Origin of the sequence: Peribacillus sedimenti, from assembly GCF_046237635.1 — a bacterium.
Taxonomy (GTDB): Bacteria; Bacillota; Bacilli; order Bacillales; family DSM-1321; genus Peribacillus; species Peribacillus sedimenti.
Genome location: NZ_CP143547.1, coordinates 274,703 through 291,248 on the forward strand (window position 1 = coordinate 274,703; position 16,546 = coordinate 291,248).

General features: G+C 38.4%; 20 protein-coding genes and 1 pseudogene. 12 read left to right on the forward strand and 9 right to left on the reverse strand.

What is annotated here, in order from left to right; genetic code table 11:
* The first annotated feature begins 34 nt into the window (after positions 1-34).
* Positions 35-169 carry a hypothetical protein gene (locus V1500_RS01480; RefSeq protein WP_409306121.1) on the forward strand — a complete coding sequence of 45 codons (135 nt, stop codon included), beginning with the start codon at positions 35-37 and terminating at the stop codon, positions 167-169.
* Here V1500_RS01480 and V1500_RS01485 read toward each other — a convergent pair.
* Positions 112-297 (reverse strand): Spo0E family sporulation regulatory protein-aspartic acid phosphatase, encoded by a 186-nt coding sequence (locus V1500_RS01485; protein WP_409305884.1) that lies wholly within the window; start codon positions 295-297, stop codon positions 112-114. The genes V1500_RS01480 and V1500_RS01485 overlap by 58 nt on opposite strands.
* 477 nt (positions 298-774) lie before the next feature.
* On the opposite strand from V1500_RS01485, the gene hmpA reads away from it, so the two are divergent.
* Entirely contained in the window at positions 775-1,995 is a 1,221-nt protein-coding gene (gene hmpA, locus V1500_RS01490) for an NO-inducible flavohemoprotein (RefSeq protein WP_409303896.1), read from the forward strand.
* Positions 1,996-2,524: 529 nt separating this feature from the next.
* On the opposite strand, the gene V1500_RS01495 is transcribed toward hmpA, so the two are convergent.
* Positions 2,525-2,620 carry a tyrosine-type recombinase/integrase gene (locus V1500_RS01495; protein WP_409303897.1) on the reverse strand — a complete coding sequence of 32 codons (96 nt, stop codon included), beginning with the start codon at positions 2,618-2,620 and terminating at the stop codon, positions 2,525-2,527.
* A gap of 122 nt (positions 2,621-2,742) precedes the next feature.
* Complete coding sequence (locus tag V1500_RS01500; protein WP_409303898.1) at positions 2,743-2,973, reverse strand: hypothetical protein; 231 nt, start codon at positions 2,971-2,973, stop codon at positions 2,743-2,745.
* Positions 2,974-3,126: 153 nt separating this feature from the next.
* Here V1500_RS01500 and V1500_RS01505 point away from each other — a divergent pair, with 153 nt between their 5' ends.
* The 4 genes from V1500_RS01505 to V1500_RS01520 all read left to right on the forward strand — a co-directional run bounded on the left by V1500_RS01505 (position 3,127) and on the right by V1500_RS01520 (position 7,193).
* On the forward strand, positions 3,127-3,756 hold the full coding sequence (locus tag V1500_RS01505) for a DUF421 domain-containing protein (RefSeq protein WP_409303899.1): 630 nt from the start codon (positions 3,127-3,129) through the stop codon (positions 3,754-3,756).
* Positions 3,757-4,616: 860 nt separating this feature from the next.
* Positions 4,617-5,453, forward strand: coding sequence for an STAS domain-containing protein (locus tag V1500_RS01510; protein WP_409303900.1), 837 nt, complete (start codon positions 4,617-4,619; stop codon positions 5,451-5,453).
* A 307-nt stretch (positions 5,454-5,760) separates the two neighbouring features.
* Entirely contained in the window at positions 5,761-6,762 is a 1,002-nt protein-coding gene (locus tag V1500_RS01515; protein WP_409303901.1) for a DUF3231 family protein, read from the forward strand.
* Positions 6,763-6,905: 143 nt separating this feature from the next.
* The gene (locus V1500_RS01520) at positions 6,906-7,193 is read left to right on the forward strand and encodes a DUF3784 domain-containing protein (RefSeq protein ID WP_409305885.1); all 288 of its coding nucleotides are present in this window, start codon (positions 6,906-6,908) and stop codon (positions 7,191-7,193) included.
* A 285-nt stretch (positions 7,194-7,478) separates the two neighbouring features.
* On the opposite strand, the pseudogene V1500_RS01525 reads toward V1500_RS01520, so the two are convergent.
* From V1500_RS01525 to V1500_RS01535, 3 genes and pseudogenes are all read right to left on the reverse strand, one after another.
* Positions 7,479-7,976: pseudogene (locus V1500_RS01525) on the reverse strand (hypothetical protein).
* Positions 7,977-8,887: 911 nt separating this feature from the next.
* A complete protein-coding gene (locus tag V1500_RS01530) occupies positions 8,888-9,955 on the reverse strand; it encodes a DUF4030 domain-containing protein (RefSeq protein WP_409303902.1) in 1,068 nt (355 codons plus the stop codon).
* Positions 9,948-10,520 (reverse strand): RNA polymerase sigma factor, encoded by a 573-nt coding sequence (locus tag V1500_RS01535; RefSeq protein ID WP_409303903.1) that lies wholly within the window; start codon positions 10,518-10,520, stop codon positions 9,948-9,950. Before V1500_RS01535 ends, V1500_RS01530 begins: the two co-directional genes overlap by 8 nt.
* 416 nt (positions 10,521-10,936) lie before the next feature.
* Between V1500_RS01535 and V1500_RS01540 the strand changes: the two genes are divergently transcribed.
* From V1500_RS01540 to V1500_RS01555, 4 genes are all read left to right on the forward strand, one after another.
* Positions 10,937-11,134 carry a hypothetical protein gene (locus V1500_RS01540; protein WP_409303904.1) on the forward strand — a complete coding sequence of 66 codons (198 nt, stop codon included), beginning with the start codon at positions 10,937-10,939 and terminating at the stop codon, positions 11,132-11,134.
* Positions 11,135-11,589: 455 nt separating this feature from the next.
* The gene (locus V1500_RS01545; protein ID WP_409303905.1) at positions 11,590-11,733 is read left to right on the forward strand and encodes a VOC family protein; all 144 of its coding nucleotides are present in this window, start codon (positions 11,590-11,592) and stop codon (positions 11,731-11,733) included.
* A 92-nt stretch (positions 11,734-11,825) separates the two neighbouring features.
* Positions 11,826-12,020, forward strand: coding sequence for a DUF1272 domain-containing protein (locus V1500_RS01550; protein ID WP_409303906.1), 195 nt, complete (start codon positions 11,826-11,828; stop codon positions 12,018-12,020).
* A 14-nt stretch (positions 12,021-12,034) separates the two neighbouring features.
* On the forward strand, positions 12,035-12,589 hold the full coding sequence (locus tag V1500_RS01555) for a cysteine hydrolase family protein (protein ID WP_409305886.1): 555 nt from the start codon (positions 12,035-12,037) through the stop codon (positions 12,587-12,589).
* A 176-nt stretch (positions 12,590-12,765) separates the two neighbouring features.
* Here V1500_RS01555 and V1500_RS01560 read toward each other — a convergent pair whose 3' ends face one another.
* The gene (locus V1500_RS01560) at positions 12,766-13,641 is read right to left on the reverse strand and encodes an AraC family transcriptional regulator (RefSeq protein ID WP_409305887.1); all 876 of its coding nucleotides are present in this window, start codon (positions 13,639-13,641) and stop codon (positions 12,766-12,768) included.
* A 263-nt stretch (positions 13,642-13,904) separates the two neighbouring features.
* Here V1500_RS01560 and V1500_RS01565 point away from each other — a divergent pair, with 263 nt between their 5' ends.
* Positions 13,905-14,561, forward strand: a complete 657-nt coding sequence (locus tag V1500_RS01565) for a hypothetical protein (RefSeq protein ID WP_409303907.1) — start codon at positions 13,905-13,907, stop codon at positions 14,559-14,561.
* Positions 14,562-14,813: 252 nt separating this feature from the next.
* Here V1500_RS01565 and V1500_RS01570 read toward each other — a convergent pair whose 3' ends face one another.
* On the reverse strand, positions 14,814-15,107 hold the full coding sequence (locus tag V1500_RS01570; RefSeq protein WP_409303908.1) for an STAS domain-containing protein: 294 nt from the start codon (positions 15,105-15,107) through the stop codon (positions 14,814-14,816).
* A 271-nt stretch (positions 15,108-15,378) separates the two neighbouring features.
* Entirely contained in the window at positions 15,379-15,642 is a 264-nt protein-coding gene (locus tag V1500_RS01575; protein WP_409303909.1) for a hypothetical protein, read from the reverse strand.
* A 393-nt stretch (positions 15,643-16,035) separates the two neighbouring features.
* Between V1500_RS01575 and V1500_RS01580 the strand changes: the two genes are divergently transcribed.
* Positions 16,036-16,512: a YjdJ family protein gene (locus V1500_RS01580; protein ID WP_409303910.1), complete on the forward strand. Its 477-nt coding sequence runs from the start codon at positions 16,036-16,038 to the stop codon at positions 16,510-16,512.
* The last annotated feature ends 34 nt before the right edge of the window (positions 16,513-16,546 follow it).

The window sequence follows — 16,546 nt, forward strand, 5'->3', positions numbered from 1 at the left end:
ATAAACATCTGTAAATATGAGGGAGACAAACATCATGCATGATAAAGAGCAAAGGACACTAGAGCAAATACTGGAAGAACTTAAATGTGGAAAAGAACCAAGCAATATAGATTATGCTTTCTTGCTTAAGCTCTTAATGCGGGGGCTTTTATCTGTAGTGTTCGTATAATACGTTTCTAAGTTATGATAAATATTCAATAAATAATCCAATCGTTGACTTAACTCAACTGTCTCAGGTGAAGTAAATCCTTGTTTTAATCCTAGTTCTATCATTTGTTCTCTACATGACTTTATCATGTCACATAATAATGGTTCTGTCAAATAGATCCCACCCTACATTTATGGATAAACACATAATACCCATTTTATCGTAAAAAAAACAAATTTGTAATATTTATTCCAGTTCAGTTTATCATCTGCACAATCACAATATCCGAAAACCTGACCTTGATTATATAACTTTCCTGTTTACCCAACTCCAAATGTATCCCCTTATTCAATTCATCATATGGGGAAATATGGATCGTTCTTACACCACATTATTTAGCTATGCCTTCACGTAACCAAGTTGTCCCACAGCTTCTGTGGGCTAAAGGGGCAGGTTAGTTTAAAAGAATAACTTGTCACCATGGTGTTGGTGTATAAAAAAAATTGGTGGGGAAATAAATCTGAAAGTTATACTACTTTTTAATAACGAAATTGTTGGTTAATGGGAAAACTATTAGGAAATATTGGTTACATGTAGCGAAAAATTTAACATGGAGGATACGTTATATGCTTGATGAAAAAACAATTCAAATCGTACAATCAACCGCCCCTGTTTTGAAAGAGCACAGTAAAGAAATAGGAAAAAGATTTTACAAACTATTATTTGAAAAAGCTCCTGATTTACTTAACATTTTTAATCAAACAAATCAAAAAAGAGGTCTTCAACAGGAAGCATTAGGGTATGCGGTTTATGCTGCGGGAGAATATATAACCAATTTGGAAGCGATCAAACCCGTTATTGAAAGGATTTCCCAGAAACACCGTGCCATTGGGATAAAACCTGAACAATATCCAATTGTAGGTGAAACATTACTTCAAGCAGTAAAAGATGTCCTTGGTGATGCGGCAACAGACGAAATCATTGAAGCATGGGGTAAGGCATATGGGTATATTTCGGACGCTTTTATTAGTTTAGAGAAAAAACTTTATGAAGAAACAGAACAGCAACCAGGAGGATGGGAAGGGTATCGAACTTTTTATGTCGATAAAAAAGTAAAAGAAAGTGAAGAGGTCACTTCATTTTATTTAAAACCTAAAGATGGAGAAGCAATAGCTTCGTATAAAGCTGGTCAATATCTTACTATCAAGGCAGAAATTCCTGGAGAGAGATACACACATATTCGTCATTACAGCCTTTCAGAAGCACCCGGTAAAGATTACTACCGCATAAGCGTAAAGCGAGAAGACGAACATAGAGATGCCCCAGATGGAATTGTTTCAAACTATCTACATAATCAAATTGAATCTGGTAATACCCTTCAATTTTCCGCACCTGCCGGTGATTTTGTTCTTACCAATGATATTCTACCAATTGTGCTGATTAGTGGAGGGATTGGAATTACGCCTTTATTGAGCATGTTAAATACAACGGTGGCAGAAAAAAAGCCACTTCAAGTTACGTTCATACATGCTACAAGTAACAGTCGAACACACGCTTTTAAAGAACATGTAAGACAATTAGCAAACAATAATGAAAATGTAAAATCCTATATTTGTTATGATTCACCAACTGATGAAGATAAACAAGCTAAATATTATGATAAAGAAGGTTATGTTGATTTAGGCTTTCTGCAATCTGTACTCCCTGCAAAAGAAGCTCATTTTTATTTCTGTGGCTCCATTCCGTTTATGGAAGCAATTAATAAAGCCTTACATGAATGGGAAGTGGCAGAAGAACATATACACTACGAAGTCTTTCGTCCAGTTGCAATGTTGGGAGAAGAATAAAATTTTATCGGTTGCATTTCGCTATGAATTTAAAAATAAGAACCTGTAAATGATGGTGATAATTAGTCAACATATGATGTTGGCTTTTTTTGTTACTCTTCCGCACGATAAAATGAAGATCTTGTTCAACAAAAGGGGGCAACAGTGAAAAGGCAGCGGAGGTCCGTTGCCTTTTGCCAATAATATTTTTAAAAATACTTTCTATAAAATTCTCTTCTAAGGCTTCCACTTAACTGAGCATAAATCCTAGTGGTCTCGCTTTTTTCGTGCTCAAGTATGCAAGGCTCATTTTTTGTTTTTTCTTTCCGTTTTTTCATTTCCATAAACCATAAATAAAACTGCAGACATGGAAAGAATGAAGATACCACCGACAAGGAGGGCGATTTTATCGTAAAGATCCATGTGCATCACCGTTTTGTAGTATAACCATTAGGATTGTCTATATACCGGAACAAAAACAACAAAAGATAAATACGTCATAAAAATATAAATCGAGAACTTTGAATTACATCAATGGGAGCTCCATTGTTCAATAGTGTGTTGCATAGCTATGGCGTATTTGGTGTGGATGAATTTCTTTGTTGATCCCTGCACGCCTTGATATTCTTTTTATGATGTACCTCATCTATTCAATACTCATTCTATGTGGGTGCCGTTCAGTAACAAAAATAGCTGGATCTTTGTCCTGACGATGGTCAAAGTATCGCCTGAGCCAGATTTCACACCGTATATTAAAGTAGATTCTTATCACCTTTTCCAAGCACAATGGCGAATGATTTGACCAGTTAAACAATTTTTATCAAGAGGAACAATTTCACCTATTCTACAACCTGTCGAAAACATAAATTCGAATAATGCCTCTTTCATTGGAAAAAAACACGCTTCCCTCAAATGTTCAATTTCTCCCTCCGTTAAAAATTTTGGAATCCGTTTTCCGTGTTTAGGTTCTTTAATTGTGGCAGCCGGATTCTTGGGCATATGTCCTTCCTCGTGTGAACAACGATATATCGATCTAATAAATCGAATTCCATGAGCAAAACTTGATTTTCCACCATCAAATATCTTGGATACGAGGCATATTTAAGCCACAATTTTTACATAATAATCAAAAAAATGAAAGGACTGACATCATTGAGAGAGCTTCTTAATCAATTGCCAAGTTTACCTTTTGAAATAAAAGCATTCATGATTCTGGTTGTGGCAGTTATCCTTTTCCGCATGGCAGGAAAGAGAAATCTTGCAGAAATGACGGTTGCTGAAGCCGTTGTCAGAATTGCTGTGGGGACGGTGCTGATATCACCATTAGCGATGAAAAAGGAATGGGAAGCTATTTATGGAGGAGCGTTGCTAATCATTGGGTTGATTTTGTTAACCAAAATTATGCAGTGGTCCCGAACGGTAAGAACATTTGTACTCGGACCTCCATCCATTCTGATTAAAGATGGAAAAATGATGATGCAAGAAATAAAAAAAGCAAAACTCACCGCTGATGAGGTAGAAATCGCACTTCGCAGACAAAAGGTAGGGAGTGTAGAAGACGTAGAATTATGCACATTCGAGTCAAGCGGAAAATTCTCCGTGACTCTTAAACCAAATAAATCAGCTGCAACTAAAGAGGATATTCAGAAATTAGTGGATTTATTATCACAAAACGGACTTATTTCACCAGCGAATATTTTGTCGGGTGCCAAAACTTCGCCTCAATTTAAAGAGGCGTATGACGAAGCAGAATACACGCATTACCGAGACGAAAAAAAATAAACAACCAAACAGAAGAGAAAATCAGTAATAGAGTCGCAAATTCTTCTTGAAACTAAAGGGGGCGAGAGCCGAAGATCCAGAGCTGCTTTTTGTAGCTTTTTTGTGCTAAAGGGGCAGGTTAGTGGAAGAAGGAAAATGAAACTGGTAAAAAAATAATGTGTAATTGAAATACATGCATTCTTCAAGACGGCTCTTAAACAAAGCTTAAAATTTGTTACCATTAAGAAAATTCTTTTCAAGGAACATGCTCCTTTGTCCAATTCATATGAATAAATCAATAAATAAAACCATCCCAACCCCGGATGTTGAGATGGCCCAGATAGACTAAGAATTGACGAAATGTTTCGTCTTTATAATAATATGAAGCAACAGTACGAACTAAAACTAAAACCATGTTTGTTTCAACACTTCGGGGCTGAATAAGTAAAAAATTGCAGCAGACCTTTTATTCTCTTTTTCTTTTCCTTTGCGTTTAGTACAAAGAAAATCTACACAGTGGGGGTGTTCGGCCACGAGTTGGTGTTTTGGTACACACTGTAAACACGTTGGAGGTCTTTTTCCTTTGATTACCCAAGCACATGGCTGAAGACCCAAAGCTGTTTTCCTGAAGCTTTTTTCTTATTGTGCTAAAGGGGCAGGTTAGTTGAAACAAAAAGGGCAGCAAGGAAACATTCAGAGAGTTTTCTTCCTTTGGACAGTGGCAGGTATTCGTGAACACTATCATATTTGCAGCGAAGGCGGGAAGCTCGGTTCTGCATGGTAAAAATATAATCGCTTCCTAATTAGTTACCAAGAGAAATGCATGATATAATGTACGAAAAGTCTGAACAACAAAACTAATGGAGTGAGAGTTGAGCCATATGGGAACTGAATTAGTGCATCCAATGGAAAGGTTTGCTGATTTTTTAATAAAAAATGCTGAGTCAATAAGCAAACAAATCGTTGATTTTAGTTTAGAAAAGATACAAATAGAGTTTCCGATTGAGGTTATAGATCAATCAGTAAAAACCAACCGTGACTTTTTGGTTTTCATAGGAAAAACATTAAATACAACGGATGAAACAGTAGCAGGAGAATTCATTGAATGGTACAAAAAGCAAACAGAACAAGCTGAAGATAACTATAATGTTCAAGATCTTTCCACCCTCATCAAACCATATGTAGAAACACGTCTTCATTTAAACAGAATGCTTATGAAAATTTCAATTGAAGAAGGACTAAGTACCGAGGATGTTGTTTATGTAAACAACCGTGTTAGTTTTCTTCTTGATTTAAGTATTACGGAAACTATTATCGAACGGGAACGAATAGCAAATGAATTGAATAAAAAGAAGCAAAAAGTGATAACTGAATTATCTACACCTGTTGTACCTATAAATGATGATTTGGCCATTCTTCCCTTAATTGGGAAATTTGATTTGGATAAAAGCCAACATATTATGGATCATGTAGTTCCTGAAGTTAGTAAAATGAATATTCGTAGTCTAATTATTGATTTATCAGGAATAGCTACAATTGATGATGAAGTTGCCAGTAGAATTTTTCAATTGAATGACTTACTTAGGCTGTTGGGACTAAGTGCTATTTTTTCAGGCATTCGTCCTGAGCTAGCAACGAAGGTTGTAGCCCATGGAATTGATTTTTCGTCGATAGAAACTTTCGCAACCGTACAACAAGCTATTCTTAGCAAGGTTTAATTATCTTGGTGTAAAAGCCGGTAAAAACCTTAATGGGACATAAGTTAGATATAAACAAAGAAAAGGGCGAAGAACGGCCCTTTTTCTTTTGGACAAATATCAGCATAAACAAATTCAGTTGTATAGGGATAGGTAGGTAAAACAATGCGAACCGTTTTGTTTGCCGGGCTTTTCTTATTAAGCTAATGGGGCAGGTTAGTTGAATAACAAAAGAAACCTAATGAGATTCTTCCAATACAGATTCAAAATAGGAATAATAATTACATACCAAATTAATACTAAGGAAAAACAAAGGCGTGAAGATTAAATGAATCATCATCCAGCACTGACGGCATCTGAAGTAGCTGCTTTGTGGAATGCTTATATGCAAAATACAATGGCATACCGCATGATTCAGCATTTTGCTACAGTCAATGAAGATGAAGATAACAATGAGCTCATCCAGAATTCACTTGATGCTTGTGGCTTCGTAATTGACGGCGTTAAAACGATTTTCGAACGTGAGAAACAATCGGTTCCTATCGGCTTTACCGAAGAGGATGTTAACTTAAAAGTTTCCCGCATTTATTCTGATCTTTTTGCTCTAAGGTATATAAAATATATGGCAGCCTTTGGTACTGCTGCGTCGGCTTCTTTTCTGGAGCTTCTAGCTAGAATGGATGTTAGAGATTTTTTTACCAATGCATCAAACAAGTTTATAAGCCTATACAACGAAATAACCGATCAGTTATTGAAAAAAGGTGCATTCATTCGCTCTCCTACGATGCCACCAATGGAGAAAACGGAATATCTTCAGAATGAATCTTTTTTATCTGGATTATTGGGCCGACATCGTCCCCTAACTGCAATTGAAATTGCACATATCTGCAAAAACCTGGAGACTAATTCCATAGGCAGAACACTCCTCATTGGCTTTGCACAAACCGCTCAATTACCAGAAGTCAGAACCTTTATGGATAGAGGTTCACAAATAGCTCAAAAGCAGGAAACTGTTTTTAGAGAAATATTCCTTGAAGAAGGAATGCCATTGCCTAGTACTTGGGATTCCACTATTTCCAAATCAACCGATGCACCTTTTTCAGATAAATTAATGATGTTCCATACTCTTCAGTTGAACATGATAAGCGTTACAGCCTACGGGGCATCAATTGCAGGAAGTATGAGGGTGGATTTAGGGGCTCACTATACTAGGCTACTGACCGAAATACTCCAATATTCGAATAATGGGGTAAAGTTTATGATTTATAAAGGATGGATAGAACAACCTCCACAAAATGTCGATAGGGAGATTTTAAAAAATAAACATTAAATATTGGAAATAGCTTTGTGCTGAACTTACTGCATTAATCCATACACTGCGTTTAATCCCCAAGGATTAACGCTTTTTTTGTAGAAGTCCTTATTGAACAAACGGGGCAGGTTAGTTGAAGAAAATTTGGAACAATATTTGTCATCGTATTGTTCGTTGTGTTAGGAATTTTTTTATCAAATGGTAAAGGATCTTTTTTAATTGCTGGATTCAACACGCTGCCGCAAGAAGAAAAAGAGAAATATGATACAGTGGCATTATGTAAGTTTATGGGGAAAATGATGTTCGCTTTATCATTCAGTATGGTGTTTTGGGTAATTAGTGATACATTTGCAGTCGATTGGTTATTTGCTGTTGGTCTCATTTTATTTATCGTTATCGTTGTGTTTACCCTTATATACGCTAATACATGCAGTCGATTTAAAAAATAGAATGTTTGTCTAATAGCATTGAACAGTTTGGGGAGCATTGTACTTATAGTAACTCGTGCGAGAGCTGAAGACCCGGGTTAAATTTCTGCAATTTTTCTTATTGTGCTAAAGGGGCAGGTTAGTAGAAATGGAATTGATGATATTTAGATGCAAAAATTGAATAAAATTTTAATTTAGGTAGGGGAAAATGGAATCAAAATTAAATATAGAGAGTATGGCCAGTACTGAAGTAAGAATAATGACATCGTACCTTTTTTCTGTAACAGGCATGTTCTAAAATAAGTTTTAACATAGAACTATGATTCTGTAGGGTGTAGTTTGAGCGGGGATACTTTTTGTGGATGAACCATAAATAACGATTAAATCTCGGTTAGCAGGCTTTCTTGAGAACGGCTGCCCATTGGTTAATACGATTTGGGTGTATGAAGATATATTTAATCGTAACTATCCATCATTACTCTCTAACTGACTATTAAAATAATCAACTTTTACATTTTGGTAAGAACTTTCTTTTACCATAACAAGTGGTTGATATTGTGGAGGATAAATAAGAGGAACAGGTGCATCCCCAGTATAATATCCAGTTATTCGATCTCCGACTGCCACCATTACATGGTGTACAACGTAAGTGGTGGGTGAAACCACGAAATTTACCACTGTTCTCAATTCGTTTTCTACAGATATTAATTTATAATATCCTTCAATTTCTCCATTTTGTCCGGTGATAAAGTCATTAATCATAGTGACGGTCCCATAAAAAGCATAAAATTTGTCATTTTTCATACCTCCATTAAGACAAGCGGCGTACCAATAATCCCCGGAAACCAGAGGTGTATCTTGAATACAATATGTAGGTGAAAACCTATATGACTATGTGAATGCCCATAAAGTCATAAAAATGTTTTATGTAGTGATAAGGATGATATGAACAAATATACATGCATTGCTGCTACAATTTTGTAAGGTCTACAAGGTGATTACTAAGGAATCTCTATTTTAGGTAAAGACACATTTCTGAGAGAACAAGTTGTTAGGTCAATGACTAAGGAATAGTATGATGTAAACTTAATAAAGTTAGGGAGTGCATCTTATGTATCCAAATCCTGCACAACTGTACTATCAAGATCCTTATAATTGGGAAGCTTATTTATCCTCATATCCATTCCAAGAGAACATCATTTACACGGAAGACCTTGATGAAAGACAATTTGGCCAATGGTTTCCTCCAATGGGGATGCCACCAGGACAGCCTAGTCTTCAACCTCCTTTTGGGCCACCAGGACAGCCTGGACTACAACCTCCGTTTGGGCCGCCTGGTCAAGGTCAAGGTCAAGCGGGTGGACCACCATCATCACCACCGCCATCATTTGTTCCCGCACAAACTCAACAAATAGGAGCCTTTGCTGTTGATCCAGGCGGCATTAGAGGTTGTTTATTCAGGTTTACGTACGTATGGCTAAGAGGCTTTCAGCAATTTTGGTTTTTCCCAATCTTTATTGGCCGAAACTCTGTCGCCGGGTGGCGTTGGACTGGATTTAGATGGGTTTATTCCGGTATAAGCTTGCGACAAATTCAATCGTTTACTTGCTATTAACAAGTAGAGTTCGATGGTTTGTCTGACCTGCTCTAGGTACTGCTTCATGTTTTCAATATTATTGGCAAGGTCGCGAATGTAGAACTGTCTTATTCCTTATCTACGGTTTCACGACCTTGCCGTCGCGGCTATAGATTGTCAACTGGTACGGTTCCCCTTTTGTGATCGTCCTGATTTTATCTGTGTGCAGGAAGTCGTCGACCATGTCCCGGATGGAATCGGCCGTCTTGTTAACTGCCGGGTCGTTGTGTTTCTGGTTCGTGCTGATGATGATCGTAAAGTCCTTGTGCCTGTTGGTATATCCGACCGACTTCACATGGTATTCCTTTTTGGCGGTCAAACCGTCCGAGATGGTGGACACGAGCGGCATCCACCTACTTTCCCTCTCCTGTTTCGCTGCGTTGAACGTGTGCACTTTCACGGAGAAGGTTCCCAGTCCTTCCTCTTGCAAGCTGCCGGCGATGTTTTCCTTTATTTCTTTCTCCCGGCTTTCGGTATCCGGCAAATCCAGTTCGACGATTTGTTCCCTTAGCCCGTAACCCACGTTGTCATGGCCGAATTCATGCAGGACCTGTCCGACCACCTTAAAGATCCGGTCGGTCTTTGCCATTTCTTCTTTGTCTTCAGCGGTTGGTGTCTCCACGGGAGGTGCCTGGGACACCTTGATGTCGTACGCGTCAAAATCACGTGATTTCAGGATATCTCGGATCAGGTCTTTGACAGGGGACTTGACCTTTTGGTAATAATCTTCCGACCCCACGATTGTGACCGAGACTTCCTTTGGGTTGACGGATACCCCTAGGCCATCCCACTTATATCCCTTTCCATCCAGAGCTTCTCTGATTTCCTCCATCACCGGCTTGTCCTCAAAGAACGTGCTCAAATACGGGATGTGCGAGGCGACCTTCGCCATTGCCGGAGAGATGAAGGCCGATCCCACGAAGATGGCACAGGCTGCGGCGACGGAAATGGATGCCACGGCCGTTTTTTTTGCGATCCCCCGCTTCGGTTTCAAGTGTTTCCTGAATGCCTTCCACTCCTTGTCGACCTGCTTTTCCAGGTCCCTATCCCATTCCCCGCGTTCCCTACGCTCGGGAAGCTCCTGGCTAAACTGGTACAACCGGTCAGGAACCTTCCATTCATCGTGCGGCACATGCTTCTTAGCCATGCGATTTGACCCCCTTCATCAATTGTTTTGTCTCCTGCAGAATCTCGGCAAGTTTCCTGCGTCCTCGTGTGATCCTTGCCTTTATGGTATTTTCGTTTTCATCGAGAATGGCTGAAATCTCCCTGACCGAAAGTTCTTCGTAGTAATGCAGGTAGATCGGCACGCCCTGGTCCTTTTTCAGCTCCAGGATGAATTTAATCATTTCGTCCTTGTTTTCTTTCTGGATTAAGAGCTCCTGTGCGGTCTCTGCCTCCCGCATTTCCTGTCCGGCACCCGTTTTCACGATCAGCTGCGTGACCCTTTGATTCTTCCGGTAGATATCGATGGAACGCGAATACACCAGACGGTAGAACCATGCCTTGAAGTTCGCCATGTCCCGGTTTTTCATAATGCTGATATACGCCCCTTCCAATGCGATTTGCAGGGCATCTTCCGCATGTTCCTTCGAACGGAGGATGAGGTAGGCCGTTTTGTATGCGGAAGGCAGCAAGTCCTTCACGAGCAGTGCGAACGCATCTTTATCGCCCGACCTGATACGTCTGATTAATTCCTTTTCCGTCTGCAAGCAAATGATCCCCCTTTTTTTTCCTTCATATATGTAACGAAACCGGGGTGCCTGCCGGTTGCATATTGAACACCATTTTTTTATTACAATCGATTTATTTTTTGTGTTGCTGTCACAAAAAACGAAGGTCGAAGATATGAACTTGGGAACGACTACTATATACCTTATATTAATCAACCCCGTTTTTTAAGGGGGAAGTCCCCTAACAATTATTCCAGTGCCACTAGGTGATTTCCTGTTTTGGACACACCACTTCTCCCTTCTTTCTTATGAAATGAGGGAAATATTACGCCAGACGACCTTTAACTAGGAAGCAATTATAGTGGTCTTAACTCTTTTTCTTTTAACTTCGGTAGCTCTTCCGAGCTTAAGTTTGTCAGAGCCTTAATTTCTTCGCCCGAGAAGCAGTTACCTCCATGCTCAAAACCGTTAAAGGCAAGAACCGAGCGGGCCGTAACATTAAACTGGTGGTCACCGATGATATTTCGCATACGGGCCTAGTGGAAGAAGAATATCAAATCCTTGAACGTCATGTAGAAGAACAAGTAAGAGACATTGCGTTGGATAATCTGGAACTTTTGTGGAAACGCACTTTAGACTATAATGGAAAATAAAAATATTCAAAGTAATAAAGGAAAAAAAAGCCTAGATACCTGGAGAATTTTGACCGTATAGAACAAAGGAATATTGATTCGACAAGGAATTTGAGCATTTGGAGCAAGCGATGTTCATTCATAATGTCGATTAATATTCACGAGTTCTGGAACGGAATACCTGTGAGGATAAAGAATTGTACTATGCATGCTCTTTAAGGTTCGGCGGATGTATGGCATAAACCAAGAAACGAGGATAAAAAGACTGAGGCAGAATTTTTTATTGGATTTAGGCATGCCGGAAGCCAAAATTACGATGAATTGCATGGAGCAGGAAAGTAAAAAGAACGTATTTCATATTCTTGATTTTCTTAAGGCGGGGGACAATGAAAGGTTATTGAAACGAGATTAGTATAGGTGCTGATAGAGATTCTTATATAAGATTAACCAAAAACACCTTTTAGGAGGATATCATCGTGCATGGAATAGCTCATTTTGAAATCCAGGTAGCGGATACACAAAGGACCATTGAGTTTTACAAAAATGTTTTTGGATGGAAGATCGAAAAGTTGTGCGAGGGTAAGCATGGAAACAATAAGCCCAATCATAAAATTAACTGACCCCCGAAATAATTGGAAAACTGTCTCTTTTGTCCGATTCACTTACATGTTATATTTTCCCTGCAAACATAGAGAGAGGGGATTGATCGATAGTGGCATTAGAAATGAGAAACAAATGTGAACGTTGTGAATCATCAATAGAGGAAACTGTTACGGCATATATATGTGTGCATGAATGTACTTTTTGTACTCCTTGCACGGAAAAAATGGACCACGTTTGTCCAAATTGCGGAGGAGAGCTTGTAAGAAGACCTAAGAAACCTGAGACTGCTTGCTTACTATCCTAGGGAGAAATCATATGATGGATAAGAAAAAAGCTTTAATTATAGTAGATGTACAAAAAGCTTTCGATGATGAAAAATGGGGAGAGCGAAATAACCCAAATGCAGAAGAAAACATTAGAAAGATACTGCAACTTGGAGAGAAAAAGGATGTAGTAATACACATACAACACACTTCCGATAATCCTAATTCTTTATTTTATCCGAAAAATGAGGGGTATGCTATAAAAGATATAGTTGAACCTATTGATGAAGATGTAATTATAACAAAGAAAGTAAATAGTAGCTTTATTGGTACAAATTTAGAAGAGTATTTAAAGGTCAATGGAATAACAACAGTTGTTATAACTGGTTTGACAACACCTCATTGTGTATCAACAACCACAAGAATGAGTGGTAATTTAGGTTTTGCTACTTACCTGATTTCCGATGCAACAGCAGCCTTCGGTATGAAGGACCACAATGATACATATTATGATGCCGCAACTATACATAATATATCGCTAGCTACTTTGCACGATGAATTTGCCACAATACTGACAACAGAGCAATTAATTAACGATTTTATAAAATAAACTTAATGAACTAAAGGGTGCGTTGATCCAAAAGGGAACAACGCTATTTTTGTGGAATTACCTTATTGAACAAACGGGGTAGGTTAGTTTAATTAAGAATAATTCTTTTTATGGCCAAAAATACATAATTGAATTTAAAAGGCACTTAGCAAGAATGCTTAGTACCTATATTTGAGCTAAACCTTTTTTGATTGCCTTTTAATAGGGATATAAATGTCCATTACTTTGTTTTCCGAACCGTGACATCTTTCATCATACAGTTCGAACTCGGTCGTACCAGCATGTTCATAACCCGTCTCCGGAAACCACTCTGTAAAAATCTTATTCCAGGTGGATTGAATTGTAAGGCTGAAAGTTTGGTCATTTGCCTTTGGAGTTGTAAAAACAGCGTACTCTTCCTCCGGAACACTTCTATATACCATTCCTTCAGGTGCTACAGATCCTTCCTCAACTTCCATACCAATCAAGTAAATAAATTCACCTGTCTCCGGATTAAAATCAGTACAGATACCGAGCTCCTGATTCTTATAAACCGGGTTTGGAATCTTGCAGCCTAAACTGTTTTGCATGTACTGTTGCCAGAATTCCGGGATATCCTTATTGTTCTGGCCGTCAACATTTCTCGTTTTGAGTTCGAAGCCAATCACGTGAAAAGCTGGTTTTGTGATTACTTTAGGTTCCATGCTATTCCCTCCTAATAATTGGGGTATATCTAGGCAGGCTTTTCCGATTAAGGGCCCAGCTAATCTCTCAGAGTCACGGTACTGCTTGGGTGAGACTCCATACACCTTTTTAAATGAACGATTAAAAGATTCCTGGTATTGAAAGCCGATATCAAAGGCTATATCGATCACCTTATCACCTGAATAGTACAATCGCTCGGCCGCCCTTGTAAGCCGTCTTTTTCTTACGTAGTCCATTACAGACTCACCGACCATTGCCTGAAATACACGGTGAAAATGAAAAGGAGAAAAGTTAGCAAGCTTAGCTAGCCCTGCCAATGTTACCTGCTCATGCAAGTTCTCCTCAATATAATCCACTATCTGTTGCATAATTTCTTGATAACCCACTCATCTTCACCTGCCTTACACTTACTATAACAACAATTAAAAACTTGCTCTTAACATTTTTTGCTATATTCATACCTTATCCTTATTAATTATTATTAAGGTAACGGGGCAGGTTATTTTCAGGAAGGAAGTGTATTTGGAAAAACGAATTGATATAAATTGAGTCATATTACAAGAAATATCACAAAAGGATACAAAATTGCAAAATTACCTTTTGTATCGGCATTTGGGAAGGGAGAATTTAAATGGCCAAGAAGTTTTGGGTTGCAATCATGATTTTACTGGTTATCGGGATTATTTATGAAATAAGCAAACTAGGGCCAAGCTCAGATGATGCGAAGGAGTTTGAAAAAAAGAAAGATACGGACATGACCTTTCCAAAAGTCAAATCTAGTATAGAAGAAAAATATAGTCCGGATGCGGTGTTGGCGGTCATCAAGGATGTAACAGCTCCGCTGAAAGAAGATATTTTTGCGACATATCAAGGACAAGAAATGCGTGTACCTCTGGGAACGGTTATCGAATCGAAGGAAGAACTCATTTTTCTATTAGCCCATCAAATTTTTTATACCATGGGGTCAAATGCAGGCCTTGGGCCAGACCGTTTAGAAGTGTTAAACACGATGACGGACCTTATGAATGATGGTAACCGTCCTTTCCATGATAAAATCATAAAGAAATTGGGCATGGAAGAGGTGCTGTATTGGCATCGTGTAGAGGAACAGGTTGAAATGGACCTCGTTGCTGAAAAATATGCAGAATCCTTGATCGGGAAACCGGAAGAATTAGACGGGAATCAGTATAAAAGAGCTTATAATCAATTGATGTATGAGATGATTATCAAAAATCATGAGTCCATACAAGTGAATGAGACCATAGCTGAACGAGTCATCCCGAAGTAACATCACATGCCTACAGCACCAGGCATGGAACAACAATCTTATTTACATTCTAGGTGATAACTAAACAGGTGTGTTTTCTAACGGTAGGTGATTGGTTTTTCAATTCTTATTGTGCTAAAGGGGCAGGTTGGTTGAAGTAGGATTACTGAAGGGTTATGTATAATTGATAATTGGACTGAATTGTAGTAGCACGTTTAGTGTTTGGCGAAATAAAAAGAAGCCCTTCACATTATTAAAGGGCGTAGTATATCGTTACTGTGAGAATGGCATGTAATCTTCCAAAGCCTGCCGGAGGGTTGCCTTTGTTTCCGCCTTGTTTTCAAACGTCAGTCCAAGTCTTGTGATATTTCGTACGATTTCAGGCCGAAGCCCTGTAAGGACAGACTTGCATCCCATCAGATTGCCCCCCTCGATGATCCGCAAAAGGTGGTGGAGTACCTTTGCTTCCACTTTGAGGATGCCAGACCAATCCATAATGAGTGTCTCAATCCGGAGCCTATTGATTTTCAGCAAGACTTTTTCTTCAATGATTCGTGACCTTTGCATATCAATTTCTCCTATTAAGGGGAGAACACAAATGGAAGGAAAAATGGGTATAATGGGAACAGACAGGTTGTGAACAATGGATTTCTGAGCTTTAATCAATTTGTCTTTGTAAGCAGAATAATGCAGAAAAAATCCATTAAGAAATTGGTCAATCCGATCATTGATTTTCCTTTCCAGTTCAAAAAAATCACCATCAGCCAGAGGTTGAACGTTTTCTTCATGAACTTTCTCCAGAAATAGCCACAAAGTTCGGCGGATCGCCTGGACCCATTCAAGTTTGAAGGATAAATGTCAACTCATGGGATGCCCATGAGATGCCTTCTTTTTCTGCGAATGTGTCCAACGCCTCCTCTTTCTCCCCGAACACGTACTCGACTAATAGGTGGGCGTTGTTCAAAAGGTCGATATTTCCGACTGTAAGAATGTGATCTATCATATACCGTACGTTTTCTGCCTGATTTAACAGTTTGTCTTCAAAATCCTGGCTCCAATTATGAAAAAGCTCCATATATTGTTCATCAAGATTTAAAGCCATTGTATTCACTCCATTTGTTTTTTATAGAAAAGAGATTACAAATAAGGCGAACAGAGCGGAAAACTCAGATAGGTTTTTCTTCGTTAGTCGGCTCGTTATTTCCTTCATGGATTAATAGATCATTATACCTAGTTACAATTTTATTTTTACTATAGACATCGTTGAAAGTCTACTAACAGGGTGAAGGCGGCGAATACGAAAATGAGGCCGCCAAGGATCAACAGTGCTTTTTCCGTAAAGTACCCTCCCAATGATGGCATGTTATATCTATTGTAGAACGGATTGATGCACGCTCGGAAAATTCGTGAGAATTTGTCTGTGAGCATGGAAACATCTTGATATATAATGGAATTAATTTACACGATTAAAATTAATTATTACGAGGTGAATTCGATGTCATATAAAATCCTAATCCAGCTTGGTTTATCTAGCATGATTTTCCTATTTTCTACTTTTGCAGCTTTGTATGAAGGCAGTCAAATATTAGATGATCCATGGGATTGGAAATATTCCGCTTTATTTTCGAATTTCGTAAATGGACAGGTAGAGAATGATAAAGAGATTATATGGATCGACCATTTTGTTTATGCGGCAAAATTCATGCCTACTTTTCCAATACTTATGCTCCTTAGTGGGACGTATCTTGTTTTTCTTGTAGGATATATCCTATTTAACCGAAGGAATAAAGTATATTTTACTTTTCTAACCATAATTGGAGTAATCAATTTATTCTTAAGTTGGTTGCTAACAAGTTCTTCTACGGAGGGGCTAAAAATGTTTCAAAACAGTTTTTTGATCATTGGCATATTATCGATTGCTATTTCATTTTTGTGGATTCTAAACAAGAAAGATGACATTGTCATCCAATAATTAATCCCTCAAGCACTGAGCATGATTCCTGGCT

Excerpts from the sequence above, each read along its gene's own strand:
- V1500_RS01515 (WP_409303901.1), top strand. The coding sequence starts at position 5,761 with ATGAATCATCATCCAGCACTGACGGCATCTGAAGTAGCTGCTTTGTGG.
- V1500_RS01480 (WP_409306121.1), top strand. The coding sequence starts at position 35 with ATGCATGATAAAGAGCAAAGGACACTAGAGCAAATACTGGAAGAACTT.
- V1500_RS01565 (WP_409303907.1), top strand. The coding sequence starts at position 13,905 with ATGGCCAAGAAGTTTTGGGTTGCAATCATGATTTTACTGGTTATCGGG.
- V1500_RS01575 (WP_409303909.1), bottom strand. The coding sequence starts at position 15,642 with ATGGCTTTAAATCTTGATGAACAATATATGGAGCTTTTTCATAATTGG.
- V1500_RS01530 (WP_409303902.1), bottom strand. The coding sequence starts at position 9,955 with ATGGCTAAGAAGCATGTGCCGCACGATGAATGGAAGGTTCCTGACCGG.
- V1500_RS01510 (WP_409303900.1), top strand. The coding sequence starts at position 4,617 with ATGGGAACTGAATTAGTGCATCCAATGGAAAGGTTTGCTGATTTTTTA.
- V1500_RS01540 (WP_409303904.1), top strand. The coding sequence starts at position 10,937 with ATGCTCAAAACCGTTAAAGGCAAGAACCGAGCGGGCCGTAACATTAAA.
- V1500_RS01485 (WP_409305884.1), bottom strand. The coding sequence starts at position 297 with ATGATAAAGTCATGTAGAGAACAAATGATAGAACTAGGATTAAAACAA.
- V1500_RS01555 (WP_409305886.1), top strand. The coding sequence starts at position 12,035 with ATGGATAAGAAAAAAGCTTTAATTATAGTAGATGTACAAAAAGCTTTC.
- V1500_RS01500 (WP_409303898.1), bottom strand. The coding sequence starts at position 2,973 with ATGCCCAAGAATCCGGCTGCCACAATTAAAGAACCTAAACACGGAAAA.
- V1500_RS01580 (WP_409303910.1), top strand. The coding sequence starts at position 16,036 with ATGTCATATAAAATCCTAATCCAGCTTGGTTTATCTAGCATGATTTTC.
- hmpA (WP_409303896.1), top strand. The coding sequence starts at position 775 with ATGCTTGATGAAAAAACAATTCAAATCGTACAATCAACCGCCCCTGTT.
- V1500_RS01495 (WP_409303897.1), bottom strand. The coding sequence starts at position 2,620 with ATGAGGTACATCATAAAAAGAATATCAAGGCGTGCAGGGATCAACAAA.
- V1500_RS01570 (WP_409303908.1), bottom strand. The coding sequence starts at position 15,107 with ATGCAAAGGTCACGAATCATTGAAGAAAAAGTCTTGCTGAAAATCAAT.
- V1500_RS01560 (WP_409305887.1), bottom strand. The coding sequence starts at position 13,641 with ATGCAACAGATAGTGGATTATATTGAGGAGAACTTGCATGAGCAGGTA.